The sequence below is a fragment of the Streptomyces sp. NPDC058157 genome (genome assembly GCF_042884105.1).
GTDB lineage: Bacteria > Actinomycetota > Actinomycetes > Streptomycetales > Streptomycetaceae > Streptomyces.
This window is the reverse complement of the sequence record NZ_JBHVUQ010000194.1, coordinates 1-12,994: the sequence shown is the minus strand read 5'-3', so window position 1 is coordinate 12,994 and position 12,994 is coordinate 1. Positions and strand designations below refer to the sequence as shown.

General features: G+C 72.4%; 14 protein-coding genes. 3 read left to right on the top strand and 11 right to left on the bottom strand.

From position 1 onward, the window contains the following. The 3 genes from hemA to ACFVXK_RS31770 all read right to left on the bottom strand — a co-directional run. Positions 1 to 875 (bottom strand): glutamyl-tRNA reductase (gene hemA / locus ACFVXK_RS31780; RefSeq protein ID WP_389618503.1); only part of this gene is annotated, 875 nt, incomplete at its 3' end. Continuing rightward, the gene (locus ACFVXK_RS31775; protein WP_389618500.1) at positions 872 to 1,714 is read right to left on the bottom strand and encodes a redox-sensing transcriptional repressor Rex; all 843 of its coding nucleotides are present in this window, start codon (positions 1,712 to 1,714) and stop codon (positions 872 to 874) included. The genes ACFVXK_RS31775 and hemA, both read right to left, overlap by 4 nt. Positions 1,715 to 1,987: 273 nt before the next feature. After that, positions 1,988 to 2,266, bottom strand: a complete 279-nt coding sequence (locus ACFVXK_RS31770) for a glutaredoxin family protein (RefSeq protein ID WP_389618497.1) — start codon at positions 2,264 to 2,266, stop codon at positions 1,988 to 1,990. Positions 2,267 to 2,365: 99 nt separating this feature from the next. Between ACFVXK_RS31770 and ACFVXK_RS31765 the strand changes: the two genes are divergently transcribed. The 3 genes from ACFVXK_RS31765 (at position 2,366) to ACFVXK_RS31755 (ending at position 5,996) form a co-directional block, all read left to right on the top strand. After that, positions 2,366 to 3,379, top strand: coding sequence for an HAD family hydrolase (locus ACFVXK_RS31765; protein ID WP_389618494.1), 1,014 nt, complete (start codon positions 2,366 to 2,368; stop codon positions 3,377 to 3,379). Positions 3,380 to 3,719: 340 nt separating this feature from the next. Beyond that, on the top strand, positions 3,720 to 4,529 hold the full coding sequence (locus ACFVXK_RS31760) for an ECF subfamily RNA polymerase sigma factor, BldN family (protein WP_389618491.1): 810 nt from the start codon (positions 3,720 to 3,722) through the stop codon (positions 4,527 to 4,529). A gap of 243 nt (positions 4,530 to 4,772) precedes the next feature. Beyond that, on the top strand, positions 4,773 to 5,996 hold the full coding sequence (locus tag ACFVXK_RS31755) for a DUF5667 domain-containing protein (RefSeq protein ID WP_389618488.1): 1,224 nt from the start codon (positions 4,773 to 4,775) through the stop codon (positions 5,994 to 5,996). Between the two features lie 113 nt (positions 5,997 to 6,109). Here the strand turns inward: ACFVXK_RS31755 and ACFVXK_RS31750 are convergent, their stop codons facing one another. The 8 genes from ACFVXK_RS31750 to ACFVXK_RS31715 all read right to left on the bottom strand — a co-directional run bounded on the left by ACFVXK_RS31750 (position 6,110) and on the right by ACFVXK_RS31715 (position 12,838). After that, the gene (locus ACFVXK_RS31750; protein ID WP_389618485.1) at positions 6,110 to 7,165 is read right to left on the bottom strand and encodes a lysophospholipid acyltransferase family protein; all 1,056 of its coding nucleotides are present in this window, start codon (positions 7,163 to 7,165) and stop codon (positions 6,110 to 6,112) included. Next, positions 7,165 to 8,214 (bottom strand): NAD-dependent epimerase/dehydratase family protein, encoded by a 1,050-nt coding sequence (locus tag ACFVXK_RS31745; RefSeq protein ID WP_389618482.1) that lies wholly within the window; start codon positions 8,212 to 8,214, stop codon positions 7,165 to 7,167. The genes ACFVXK_RS31750 and ACFVXK_RS31745 overlap by 1 nt, the downstream gene beginning before the upstream one ends. A 95-nt stretch (positions 8,215 to 8,309) precedes the next feature. Beyond that, positions 8,310 to 8,408 (bottom strand): 30S ribosomal protein bS22, encoded by a 99-nt coding sequence (locus ACFVXK_RS31740; protein ID WP_003948845.1) that lies wholly within the window; start codon positions 8,406 to 8,408, stop codon positions 8,310 to 8,312. A gap of 132 nt (positions 8,409 to 8,540) precedes the next feature. Further along, on the bottom strand, positions 8,541 to 8,750 hold the full coding sequence (locus ACFVXK_RS31735; protein WP_008738568.1) for a helix-turn-helix domain-containing protein: 210 nt from the start codon (positions 8,748 to 8,750) through the stop codon (positions 8,541 to 8,543). Between the two features lie 116 nt (positions 8,751 to 8,866). Beyond that, complete coding sequence (locus tag ACFVXK_RS31730) at positions 8,867 to 9,697, bottom strand: phosphatase (RefSeq protein WP_389618478.1); 831 nt, start codon at positions 9,695 to 9,697, stop codon at positions 8,867 to 8,869. Between the two features lie 91 nt (positions 9,698 to 9,788). Continuing rightward, positions 9,789 to 10,937 carry an acetoin utilization protein AcuC gene (locus tag ACFVXK_RS31725; protein WP_389618506.1) on the bottom strand — a complete coding sequence of 383 codons (1,149 nt, stop codon included), beginning with the start codon at positions 10,935 to 10,937 and terminating at the stop codon, positions 9,789 to 9,791. Continuing rightward, positions 10,909 to 12,141, bottom strand: coding sequence for an MFS transporter (locus ACFVXK_RS31720; protein WP_389618475.1), 1,233 nt, complete (start codon positions 12,139 to 12,141; stop codon positions 10,909 to 10,911). Before ACFVXK_RS31720 ends, ACFVXK_RS31725 begins: the two co-directional genes overlap by 29 nt. Positions 12,142 to 12,184: 43 nt before the next feature. Next, positions 12,185 to 12,838: an HAD family hydrolase gene (locus ACFVXK_RS31715; protein WP_389618472.1), complete on the bottom strand. Its 654-nt coding sequence runs from the start codon at positions 12,836 to 12,838 to the stop codon at positions 12,185 to 12,187. Between the last annotated feature and the right edge of the window lie 156 nt (positions 12,839 to 12,994).

The following is a 12,994-nucleotide window of genomic DNA, read 5'->3' as shown; positions in this document are numbered from 1 at the left end:
GGGGGGGGGGCCCCCCCCCCCCCCGAGCCGGCCGCAGGGCCACCCGACACCGCCGCGGCCACGTCGTCCCCGGTCAGCACCAGCCCGGTGGCCCCCGTACAGGACACCACCACATCGGCGAGCCCCAGCTCATCCGCGACGGCGGACATCGGCACGGCCCGCGCAGCGACACCGGTGCCCGAGGCAACCAGAATCTCCGCGAGACGCTCCGCCCGCTCCGCGGTCCGGTTGGCGACCACGATCTCCGCGACCCCCACCCGCGCCAGCGTGGCGGCGGCCAGCGAGGACATCGACCCGGCGCCGATCACCAGCGCCCGCTTCCCGGCGGCCCAGTCCGCGACCGGCTCCCGCACGGCCAGCTGCTCCAGACCGAAGGTCACCAGCGACTGCCCGGCCCGGTCGATCCCGGTCTCGGAGTGCGCCCGCTTGCCGACCCGCAGCGCCTGCTGGAACAGGTCGTTGATCAGCCGCCCGGCGGTGTGGAGCTCCTGCCCCAGCGCCAGGGCGTCCTTGATCTGCCCGAGGATCTGACCCTCGCCGACGACCATCGAGTCCAGCCCGCACGCCACCGAGAACAGGTGGTGCACCGCCCGGTCCTCGTAGTGGACGTACAGGTACGGGGTGAGCTCCTCCAGCGCCACCCCGCTGTGCTGCGCCAGCAGCGTGGACAGCTCGGCGACACCGGCGTGGAACTTGTCCACGTCGGCGTACAGCTCGATCCGGTTGCAGGTGGCGAGCACGGTCGCCTCGGCCGCCGGCTCGGCGGCCAGGGTGTCGTGCAGCAGCTTGACCTTGGCGTCGGCGGACAGCGAGGCCCGCTCCAGCACGCTCACCGGCGCGCTGCGGTGGCTCAGGCCAACGACGAGCAGACTCATGCCGGCATCACCGCCGGGACGTCGCCCTCGGGCCCGCCCTTGCGCGCGGAGGCCGCGCCCCGCCCGGCCGGCGGCTCGACGGCGGCGGCCGGAGCGGCCCCGGTCCCACCGGCACCGGCACCCGCACCCGCACCCGCACCGGAATCCGCGGCACCCTCGGCCGCGCCCCCGCTCTCCTCGCCGGCCTTGCGCTGCTCGTGGAACGCGAGGATCTGCAGCTCGATCGACAGGTCGACCTTCCGCACGTCCACGCCCTCCGGCACGGACAGCACCGTGGGCGCGAAGTTCAGGATGGAGGTGACCCCGGCCGCGATCAGCCGCTCGCTGACCTGCTGCGCGGCGCCCGCCGGGGTCGCGATGACCCCGATGGAGACGCCGTTCTCCTCGATGATCTTCTCGAGGTCGTCGGTGTGCTGCACGGGCATGCCGGCCACCGGCTTGCCGGCCATGGCCGGGTCGGCGTCGATCAGCGCGGCCACGCGGAAGCCGCGGGAGGCGAAACCGCCGTAGTTGGCCAGGGCGGCGCCCAGGTTGCCGATGCCGACGATGACGACGGGCCAGTCCTGGGTCAGCCCGAGCTCGCGGGAGATCTGGTAGACGAGGTACTCGACGTCGTAGCCCACGCCACGGGTGCCGTAGGAGCCGAGGTAGGAGAAGTCCTTGCGCAGCTTCGCGGAGTTGACTCCGGCGGCGGCCGCGAGCTCCTCGGAGGAGACCGTGGGCACCGAGCGCTCGGAGAGCGCGGTGAGTGCGCGCAGGTACAGCGGAAGCCGGGCGACAGTGGCCTCGGGAATACCTCGGCTGCGGGTCGCCGGTCGGTGAGTTCGGCCAGTTGCCACGATGCTCCTGCGGGATGAGCGGGGCTGTAGGCGGCCTCTTGTCCCAGGACCGCCCCGTCGGAAGCAGGCTATGTCTTTGTGAACGCGTGCACAAAGATTGTGTCCGCTTTGTCCGAGCAAAGTGACCGGGGTCACGCAGGCTGGGCGCACGGGGCCTGACCCGGGAACGGGCCGAACCCGTTCAATTCCCGAGGGGGGCAAAACGGTACACACTCCTCATCGATACGCCCCCGTGTCCCCATAAATCGCCCATGATGGTAACGGCCCGGAGGGTCAGGCTCCCAATGCCCGTCGAAGACGGTCCGGGTTCACCCTCCAGAAGGTGTGCTGCTCGCCGTCCACCAGCACGACCGGAATCTGTTCCCAGTGCCGGCGGTAGAGCTCCTCGTCCTGCGAGATGTCCTTCTTCTCCCACTGCGCACCCGTCTCGGCGCACACCTTCTCGATCACTTCCTGGGCGTCGTCGCAGAGATGGCACCCCGGCTTCCCGATGAGCGTCACCATCCGCTCCCCGGGACTCTTCTTTTCCTTACGTCGCAGCAAAGGGCTCATGCCGCCATTGTCCCGCGCCGGGCCCACGTGCCCGAAGAGTTAACCGCCCTGTTTCCCGGCGGTTCGGGAACTCCCGAACACAATGGCTATGCTCGCGTCATGGCCGCTCTGGGATGGCTCACCCCCCGTAGACGCTCCGCGACAGCGCGGAGCGTGCTGGCAGGCGAGGCCTCGGCCGAGGCCGCCCGCAAGTCCGCGCGGTCCGACGCCCCACCCCCCGCGGAGCCGGCGGCGCCGGAGGCCCCGGGAACCGCAACCGGAACCGGAACCCACTCCACCACCGACGCACCCGGGACGACCGCCGGGGAAACGGCGCCCGAGCCCGCGTTCCCCGTCCCCGGCGACGACCTCGCCGCCGCCTTCTTCGACCTCGACAACACCGTCATGCAGGGCGCCGCGATCTTCCACTTCGGCCGCGGCCTCTACAAGCGCGAGTTCTTCCGCCGCCGCGAACTGGCCCGCTTCGCCTGGCAGCAGGCCTGGTTCCGGCTCGCCGGGGTCGAGGACCCCGAGCACATGCAGGACGCCCGCGACAGCGCCCTGTCGATCGTCAAGGGCCACAAGGTCTCCGAACTGATGTCGATCGGTGAGGAGATCTACGACGAGTACATGGCCGAGCGGATCTGGCCGGGCACCCGCGCCCTGGCCCAGGCCCACCTCGACGCCGGCCAGAAGGTCTGGCTCGTCACCGCCGCCCCCGTCGAGACCGCCACGATCATCGCCCGGCGCCTCGGCCTGACCGGCGCCCTGGGCACCGTCGCCGAGTCCGTCGACGGCGTCTACACCGGCCGCCTGGTCGGCGAGCCGCTGCACGGCCCCGCCAAGGCCGAGGCGGTGCGCGCCCTGGCCGCCGCCGAGGACCTGGACCTCGCGCGCTGCGCCGCGTACAGCGATTCGCACAACGACATCCCGATGCTGTCACTGGTCGGGCATCCGTACGCGATCAATCCCGACACAAAACTGCGCAAGCATGCCCGCGCCCACGACTGGCGGCTGCGCGACTATCGGACTGGCCGCAAGGCCGTGAAGGTCGGCGTCCCGGCGGCCGCCGGCGTCGGCGCGATCGCGGGCGGCGCGGCCGCCGCGATCGCCCTGCACCGCCGCCGCAAGTAGCAACGCCGGGCCCCGCCCCCGCCGCGGGCGGCCCGGTGGCCATTCGCTCCCCTCTACCCGCGCCGTCGGCGCGGCACTCCGGCCTGCCCGACTCGGTCGCGGGCCACACCGGAAGCTTCCATTCCGCGCACCCAAGTGATCAATAACCGATCACCACCCCGCCCTGAATATGCCCTGGACACGCAACAGAAGTGTCGGAACCGGTGATTTCAGCAACTGGGTGTAGCGCTGCCTGTACGAAGCGTTATTCTCCTCAAACGCATGCCGCCGCCCGCCTGTCGCCACGACGGGTGAACGGTCCCGCACTGCACGTGATGGAAGCTCTGCCTCTGGGAGTCCCGTGTACCCACCTGTCGGGGTTGACGCCTCGGGCCTGGCTACGCTGCGCGCAACGGTCCTCGACCACCTGCGCGGCTTCGTCCCCACCGCGTACGCCGTCCCCGCCCTCGCCGCCGTCCCTGCCGGCCTCGGCCCGGCCGGCCCGTGCTACGCCCTCACCGACGGCGGAGCGACGGTGGGCAGACGAGGCCGCGCCGGCGCGGGTTCGGCCGCCGGCGGCGGCACGAGCGCGCCCACCGCCCGCCGCCCCACGGCGGACAGCGACCAGGCCCGCATGATGGACCTGGTCGAACGCGCCCAGGCGGGCGAGGCCGAGGCCTTCGGCCGCCTCTACGACCAGTACAGCGACACGGTGTACCGCTACATCTACTACCGCGTCGGCGGCAAGGCGACCGCGGAGGACCTCACGAGTGAGACCTTCCTGCGCGCGCTGCGCCGCATCTCCACCTTCACCTGGCAGGGGCGCGACTTCGGCGCCTGGCTGGTGACCATCGCGCGGAACCTGGTGGCGGACCACTTCAAGTCCAGCCGCTTCCGCCTGGAGGTCACCACCGGCGAGATGCTCGACGCCAACGAGGTGGAGCGCAGCCCCGAGGACTCCGTCCTGGAGTCCCTGTCCAACGCGGCGCTGCTCGAAGCCGTGCGCAAACTCAACCCGCAGCAGCAGGAGTGCGTGACCCTGCGCTTCCTCCAGGGCCTCTCGGTCGCCGAGACCGCACGGGTCATGGGGAAGAACGAGGGCGCGATCAAGACGCTCCAGTACCGCGCGGTCCGCACCCTGGCCCGCCTGCTGCCCGACGACGCCCGCTGACCCGGGCGAACACGCCACGAAAAAACACGACAACCTCACACCCGGTGACCCCTCAATGCGGCTGTGGTCCGATCATCCTTCGTCCGTAACCCAAGTGCCGCGCCGCTCGTTGTGCGGAATGCAGGCTCCCTGTGGACACGCCCTGCCCGAAGCCGCTCACTCGAAAGTGTGGATGTGCTCAAGGAAGGCAACCTTCCGGACACCTGGGGGAGTCGATCGTCATGACGAGAGGAGGTGCCGCCAGTGATCGCGAACGTGACTCCGCACCGGCGGGCGAACGCCTTCGCCCAGGCCCTGGAGGATCGGACCCCTTCCGACCTTTCGGAACCGGAACCGGCGGCCGAGCAGTCCGAGGCACCTGCCGAATCTGCCGACCACGACCGGCTGTTGGCCCTGGCGAGCGTGCTCGGCGAAAGAATGCCGCGCCCGGTGCTGGACCCCGAGGTCAAAGTGGTGCAACGAGCGCAGCTCGTCGCCGCCATGGAGGCCATGGTGATGGAGGAGAGGGCCGGGGGCGGGGCCGCCGCGGACCCTCAGGTGCCCGAGCAGCGGGCCGGCCGTGGCGCCCACCGGGCGACCTCGCTCCGGAAATTGCGGCCCCGCTCCCGCTGGTCCAAGGGCATCGCAGCGGGCGGCCTCACCGTGGGTGTGGCCGCCGGGGCCTTCAGCGGAGTGGCCGCTGCCAGCACCGACGCCCTGCCCGGTGACTCCCTCTACCCGGTCAAGCTGGGCATGGAGGACCTCAAGCTGGGCCTGGCCGACGAGGACGCGGACCGGGGCGAGCTCTACCTCGACCAGGCCTCCAACCGCCTGTCGGAAGCGCGCAGGCTGATGGAGCGCGGCCGCTCAGGCCCCCTGGACCACGAGGTCCTGGGCGAGATCCGGCGTGCCCTGGCGGGCATGCAGCACGACGCGGCGGAGGGCCACCGGCTCCTCCAGGCGGCCTACGAACGGGACGGCTCGCTCGGCCCGATCCAGACGCTGTCCTCGTTCTCCCGCTCCCACCGCGACGCGTGGGGTCGGCTCCGCTCCAACCTGCCGCCCCAGCTCCACGACGTCGGCGACCAGGTGACCTCGGTCTTCCAGGCCATAGACGAAGACGTGGAGCCGCTCCAGGGCCTGCTGCCGAAGCCCCCGGAGCAGAACCGCGGCGGAGCGGGCTCCGGCCCGTCCACGGCGGACACCCCCACGGCCCCGGGCAAGCACCAGCAGCCCGGCACCGCTTCGGGCGCCCCCGCACAGCCCTCCGCCCCCGCGGCCCCCAGCTCCCAGGGCAGCCAGGCCCCCGCGCCCGGCACCGGCCTCCTCGGCGGCACGGGCGACCTGCTCCACCCGCCGGCCCAGGGCGGCCAGTCCACCCCGGCCTCCCCGGTGGCCCCCGGCCTCCCCCAGCCGGACATCACCATCCCGCCCCTCCTCCCCAACCTGCTCCCAGGTCTGGGCATCAAGGCGGAAGACGCCGAGTAGGACGTACGGAGAGGGGGCGCGGTGGCGGTCCCCCCCGGGCCTCCCCCGCTGTGTCCCCGTCGGGGGGGGGGGGCCCCCCCCGCGGGGGCGCCCCCCCCCTCTCCCCCATGCCCTCAGAAGAACACGGACCGCCGCTGCACCAGCAACTTGTACAGCGTGTGCTGGATCCGCTCCCGCACCTCGTCCGTCAGGTTGAACATCAGCATCGGGTCCTCCGCCGCCTCCGCCGCGTACCCGTCCGTCGCGATCGGCTCCCCGAACTGGATCGTCCACTTCGTCGGCAGCGGCACCGCCCCCAGCGGCCCCAGCCACGGGAACGTCGGCGTGAGCGGGAAGTACGGCAGCCCCAGCAGCCGCGCCAGCGTCTTCGCGTTCCCGATCATGGGGTAGATCTCCTCCGCCCCCACGATCGAACACGGCACGATCGGAGTCCCCGCCCGCAGCGCCGTCGAGACGAAGCCGCCCCGCCCGAACCGCTGCAGCTTGTACCGCTCACCGAACGGCTTCCCTATCCCCTTGAAGCCCTCCGGCATCACCCCGACCAGCTCCCCGGCCTCCAGCAGCCGCTGCGCGTCCTCCGCGCACGCCAGCGTGTGACCGGCCTTGCGCGCCAGCTCGTTGACCCCCGGCAGCATGAACACCAGGTCCGCCGCCAGCAGCCGCAGGTGCCGCTCCGCCGGATGGTGGTCGTGCACCGCGACCTGGAGCATCAGCCCGTCCAGCGGGAGCGTCCCCGAGTGGTTCGCCACGATCAGCGCCCCGCCCTCCTTGGGGATGTTCTCCACACCCTTGACCTCGACCCGGAAGTACTTGTCGAACAGGGGCCGCATCAAGGACATCAGGACCTGGTCCGTCAGCTCCTTGTCGTAGCCGAACTCGTCGACCTCGTACTCGCCCGTGATCCGCCGCCGCAGGAACGCCAGCCCGCCCGCGATCCGCCGGTCCCACTCCCCCGCACCGCCGGCCCGCGCCGCGGGCGCCCCCACGGGCGCGAGCGGCTCCACCGGGGCGGCCTGCGGCCCGGGCTCCGGGGGCCCGGGCTCCGGCGGCCCGGGCTCCGGCGGCCGCGCGGGAGCCGCCACCGCGTCCACCGCCCGCGCACCGCGCGCACCGCCGCCGCGCCTGCGCGGCCGGTCCTCGCCGAACGGAATGACCTTGGCGTCCGCCACTACCGCTCCACTCCCTCGTCCACCTTCAACAGCCCCGCCACCCGGTCCACGGCCCGCCCCACCCGCTCCGGCGGCAGCAGCCCGTTCCCCCGGCTCCGCGCGAAGTCCGCGAAGGCCTCCGCCGTCGTGTACCGCGGCCGGAACCCCAGGACCTCGCGCATCTGCGCCGTCTCCACGACCCGGCCGTGCGTCAGCAGCCGGATCTGCTCCGGCGAGAAGTCCGTCGCCCCCACCGCCCGCAGCGCCTGCCCCACCCACGTCACCGCCGGCAGCAGCAGCGGCACCGCCGGACGGCCGAGCCGCCGCGCGCACTGCGACAGCAGCAGCACCCCGTCCCCCGCGATGTTGAACGTCCCGCTGTTCAGCGTCCCCCGCCGCGGCTCCCCGGCCGCCAGCCGCAGCACGTCCACCACGTCGTCCTCGTGCACGAACTGCAGCCGCGGGTCGTAGCCGAGGACCGTCGGCATCACCGGCATCGAGAAGTACTCCGCCAGCGCCGAGTCCGCGAACGGCCCCAGGATGTTCGCGAAGCGCAGCACGCACACCGCCACGTCCGGCCGCCGGCGCGCGAAACCCCGTACGTACCCCTCGACCTCGGCGGCCTCCTTCGCGAAGCCGGCCGACGGCAGCGACTTCGGCTGCGTGGTCTCCGTGAAGACGGCCGGATCCCGCGCCGTGCCCCCGTACACGCTGGTGCTCGACTTCACCACGAGCCGCCGCACCGTCGGGGACTTCTGGCAGGCGCCCAGGAGCTGCATCGTCCCGATGACGTTCGTCTCCTTGACGGCGCTGCGCCCGCCCGGCGTCCCCGGAGCGCCCCCGGTGACCGCCAGATGGACCACCGTGTCCACCGCGTGCTCGGCGAGCACCCGGGCGATCGAAGACCGTCTGATGTCCGCGTGCACGAACTCGGCCGAGCCGAGCCGGTGCGGCGGGGGCACGGCATCGACCGCGATGACCCGCTCCACCTCCGGGTCGCGCTGGACGCGGCGCACGAAGCGGCCCCCCAGCTGCCGGGCAGCCCCGGTGACGAGCACGACCTTCCCCACGAGCTCAGCGCCTCCCTCGAGAAGTACCCCCGGCTGCACCGCAGCCCCTCCACCAGGATGGTGGAGGGGCTGCGGGAAACACGTACAGCTGCCGTTTACTTCTTGTTACGGCGCTGGACGCGGGTGCGCTTGAGCAGCTTGCGGTGCTTCTTCTTAGCCATCCGCTTGCGCCGCTTCTTGATAACAGAGCCCACGACTACCCTCGCTCACTTCTTCTCACTGGTGCGGGGCGTCTGGGCCCACACGACCTACGTCGGCCTAGCCTACCCGCCCGAGCTCCGAGCTTGTAATCCGAGCCTTCCGCAGGCGTTGCCCGAGCCTCATTCTCAGGCCGACTCCACCCCCACGTAAGACTCCCGGAGGTACTCGTGGACCGCGTTCTCCGGGACCCGGAAGGACCGGCCCACCCGGATCGCGGGCAGATGACCGTTGTGCACCAGGCGGTACACGGTCATCTTCGACACTCGCATCACCGAGGCGACCTCCGCCACGGTCAGGAACTGAACCTCACTGAGAGGCCTCTCGCCAGCAGCCATGACACCCACCTTGACCTTCCGCGCATGACGGGCACCGGCTTCCCCTCCGGTTACTCCTCGTCGTCGCACGCTCACTCCCCAGAGTAGGGGCGCGTGATACGGCTGGGGAAGAGGAGCTACGGCCACTCCTGACGCACCGGCAGCCCCGCCCGCTGCACCACGAAGCGCGCGAGCGGTCCATAGGCCGCCGAACGCACCGCGTCATCAAGCGGAACCACCGCCGCCACCCGCCCCTCGGCCTCGCCCACGAACAGCGCGGGATCGTCCGTATCAGCCAGCCCGATCGCCTCCACACCCAGCTGACCTGCACCGCAGACCCACCCGTGATCACCCACGACCAGTTCCGGCAGCGGCCCCCCGGACCGCGCCAGCGCCTCCAGCGCGACCCGAACCGGGAGCGGAGAATGGGTGTGTGCGCCGGTGGCACTCGCCGCCCCCCGCGCGCCGGGTTCCCGCACCAGTGCGACTCCCCGTACGTAATCGATCCGGTGCCCGCGTACGCCGAACCGGGTCGCCATGTCGACATGGACCCCCTGCGCCGGGGTGAGGACAACACATCCCGCCGCCGACAGCGCCCCCGCCAATCCGGCGTAGAAACCCAGCAGCCGGTGCGGGTGCCCCGTGCCCAGCAGCACCGGCGACCGCGCCCCGGCCGCCTCCCGCAGCCGCTCCGCGAACACCCCCAGCGCGGCCACCGTCCGCCCCGGATCGATCACGTCGCACCCGCCGACCTGCGCCGGATCCGCCGACACCCCGCACCGGTCCGCCATCAGCCCCAGCAGCGCACCCACGTCCCAGCGGCCGTCCGGATCCAGCCCCAGCAGCACCCGCGGATCCCGCGCCGCGAACAGCCGGTAGCTGCGCAGGCTCTCCTCCCGCGTGGTGGCGACCGGCCCGGCCAGCCGGGCCGCCAGCAGATGCGCGCGCAGCGCGCCCTCGCTCAACACCCTCCGATGCTGCCGCACGGAACCTGCCGGATCATCAGTTATCGGCGAGCGCCGCACAGTTGGCGTAACAACGCCACGCCCTGACCGCCCGTCACATCAGCATCCCCCGCAACGGGAACACCGCCCGACGCGTCGCCAGAACGGCCTGATCCGTACGGTCCGCCGGGTCGTACCCCGCGTCCCAGTCCCGCCACGCGACCTCGCGCCCGTCCGTCATCCGGGCCGGCCCCCGCTGCCGCGTCCGCGCGTACACCTCGTCCCGCCACTCCTGCGGCACCATCGCCGCCGGGTCCACCGGCCGGTGCGCCGCGATCCCCACCAGGTGCGTCCAGGACCGCGGCACGACGTCCACCACCGCGTACCCGCCACCGCCCAGCGCCAGCCACCGCCCGCCCGCGTACTCGTGCGCCAGCGCGTGACAGGCCTCCTGCACCGCCCGCTGCGCGTCCAGCGACACCGCCAGGTGCGCGAGGGGGTCCTCGAAGTGCGTGTCCGCCCCGTGCTGCGTCACCAGCACCTGCGGCCGGAAGTCGGCCAGCAGCTCCGGCACCGTCGCGTGGAAGGCCCGCAGCCACCCCTCGTCCCCGGTCCCGGCCGGCAGCGCCACGTTCACCGCGCTCCCCTCCGCCGCCGGACCACCCGTCTCCTGCGGCCAGCCCGTCTGCGGGAACAGCGTCCGCGGATGCTCGTGCAGCGACACCGTCAGCACCCGCGGGTCGTCCCAGAACGCCGTCTGCACCCCGTCCCCGTGGTGCACGTCCACATCCACGTACGCGACCCGCTCCGCCCCCAGCTCCAGGAGCCGCGCGATCGCCAGGGCCGCGTCGTTGTACACGCAGAACCCGGCCGCCCCGCCCGGCATCGCGTGGTGCAGCCCGCCCGCGAAGTTCACCGCGTGCCCGGCCTCACCCCGCCACACGGCCTCCGCGCCCGCCACCGACTGCCCGGCGATCAGCGCGGACGCCTCGTGGATCCCGTGGAACGCCGGATCGTCCACCGTCCCCAGCCCGTACGAGCCGTCGGCCGCCCCCGGGTCCGCCGACACCTCCCGCACCGCCGCCACGTAGTCCTCGCGGTGCACCAGCCGCAGCGTGGAATCCCCGGCCGCCGGCGCCGCCCGCACCTCCATCTCCCGGTCCAGCCCGAAAGCACGCACCAGGCCCATGGTCAGCGCCAGGCGCACCGGGTCCATCGGATGGTCGGGTCCGAAGTCATACCCCGTTACCGCCTCGTCCCACATCAACAGCCCGGTCACCGGCTCGCCGCTCATGCCGCACACCGTATCGGGCCCGGTCCACAGCGCCGAACGAGCGGGCGTACAGCAGCGTGACGAGGACCAGCACCATCGGCACCAGCATCGCGCCGCGGTAGTTCCAGGCGTCCCCGATCCCCCCGACGAGCGGCGAACCGATCAGGAAGCCCACGTAGTTGAAGATGTTCAGCCGCGCCACCGCCGTGTCCGAGGCGTTCGGGAACAGCCGCCCCGCAGCCGCGAAGGTCTGCGGCACGATCACGCACAGCCCGATCCCCAGCAGCGTGAACCCGAGCATCCCCGTCCACGCCCCCGGAGCCGCGGCCACCACCCCGAACCCGGCCGCCGCCACCACCGCACCGCAGCGCACGACGGCCACCGCCCCGAACCGCCGCACCCCCAGGTCCCCGACGGCCCGCCCGATGAGCGTGGTCACCATGTACACGTTGTAGGGGACGGTCGACAGCTGCTCTGAGCTCCCCAGCACGTCCTGGAGGTACTTGGCACTCCAGTTCGCCACCGTCGAGTCCCCGATGTACGCGCACGCCATCACCAGGCACAGCGGCAGCAGCAGCCGCCCGCCCCGCGCCGGCCACCCCTCGGCGGCCTCCGCCCCCGCCGGACCGCCCTTCGCGTCCACGTAGTACCGGCTCCCCAGCAGGGCCAGCGGCAGCAGCAGCACCACGGCCGGCAGGTACCCGGTGAACAGCGCCAGGTGCCAGTGCGCCCCCGCCCAGGCCGCCGACGCCCCGACGATCCCGCCCAGGCTGTACGCGGCGTGGAACCCGAGCATGATGGAACGCCCGTACGCCCGCTGGAGGCTGACCCCGAGCATGTTCATCGAGGCGTCCAGCGCCCCGACCGCCAGCCCGAACACCCCGAGCGCCACGGCCACGTGCCACATCCGGCTGCCCGCCCCGACACCGAGCAGCGCCAGCAGCACGACGGGCTGCGCCCACCGCAGCACGGTGCCGGCCCCGACCCGCTTCACCAGGTGCTCGGCGGCGACGCTGGAGACCCCGGCGAGGACGGGCACGGCGGCCAGGAAGGCGGGCAGCAGCCCGTCGGATATCCCGTACTGGTCCTGGATGGCCGGGATGCGGGTCACGAGCAGGGCGAAGGTGACCCCTTGAACGAAGAAGCTGAACCCGAGGGCACCGCGGCCCCGCCGCAGCCGCACGTCATCTGTCATGGCGGCACAGCGTAGGCCCCGCGGCTACCCGTGGGTAGAGAGATCACACGGAGAATCCGAGGAGGCCGGACAGCTCCTTCATCTCCCCGAAGCAGGCGGTGGCCCCGGCGAGCTTCGCCGCGGGGACCATGGAGGTGAAGCCGAGGACGTCCATGCCGGCGGCCCGGGCGGCCTCGATCCCGAGCGGGCTGTCCTCCACGACCACGCACCGGGAGGGGTGCACGCCCATCATGTCGGCGGCGTGCAGGAAGAGGTCCGGCGCCGGCTTGCCCCGCCCGACCTCCTCGGCGCTGAAGATCCACTCTTCCTCGAACCACTCGTCCAGTCCGGCGGCACGGTGCGCGACGCGGATCCGCTCGTGGCTGCTGGAGGAGGCGACGCAGTACGGCATGCCGTGCGCGGACAGCTCCCCGAGCACGTCGGTCACCCCGGGGACGGGCTGGAGCTCGCGGGCGAACGCCGCGAAGATCCGCTCGTGGAGGACCTGGTCGAAGCCCTCCGGCAGCCGCTGCCCGGTGCGCTCCTGGACGAGGTCGTGCACCCGGTGCACGGCGCCGCCCATGTAGTCGCGCAGGGAGTCCTCGTACGTGGTGGGGTGCCCGACCTCGGTCAGGTACTCGGCGAGGATGGTGTTGGAGAGCGGCTCGCTGTCCACGAGGACGCCGTCGTTGTCGAAGATGACCAGCTGGTAGACCATCAGCCCACCATACGAGTGCCGGCCGCACGTTCCCCGCAGCGCGGTGCGGGTAAACGGCTGAAAACGCAGAAAAGCCCCGCACCATGACTGGTGCGGGGCTTTCCCACAATGATTGTTCGGCGGCGTCCTACTCTCCCACAGGGTCCCCCCTGCAGT

Bases quoted from the DNA above. Each gene is read 5' to 3' on its own strand.
- ACFVXK_RS31770 (WP_389618497.1), bottom strand. From the start codon at position 2,266: ATGAGCCCTTTGCTGCGACGTAAGGAAAAGAAGAGTCCCGGGGAGCGG.
- ACFVXK_RS31765 (WP_389618494.1), top strand. From the start codon at position 2,366: ATGGCCGCTCTGGGATGGCTCACCCCCCGTAGACGCTCCGCGACAGCG.
- ACFVXK_RS31735 (WP_008738568.1), bottom strand. From the start codon at position 8,750: ATGGCTGCTGGCGAGAGGCCTCTCAGTGAGGTTCAGTTCCTGACCGTG.
- ACFVXK_RS31725 (WP_389618506.1), bottom strand. From the start codon at position 10,937: ATGTGGGACGAGGCGGTAACGGGGTATGACTTCGGACCCGACCATCCG.
- ACFVXK_RS31720 (WP_389618475.1), bottom strand. From the start codon at position 12,141: ATGACAGATGACGTGCGGCTGCGGCGGGGCCGCGGTGCCCTCGGGTTC.
- ACFVXK_RS31715 (WP_389618472.1), bottom strand. From the start codon at position 12,838: ATGGTCTACCAGCTGGTCATCTTCGACAACGACGGCGTCCTCGTGGAC.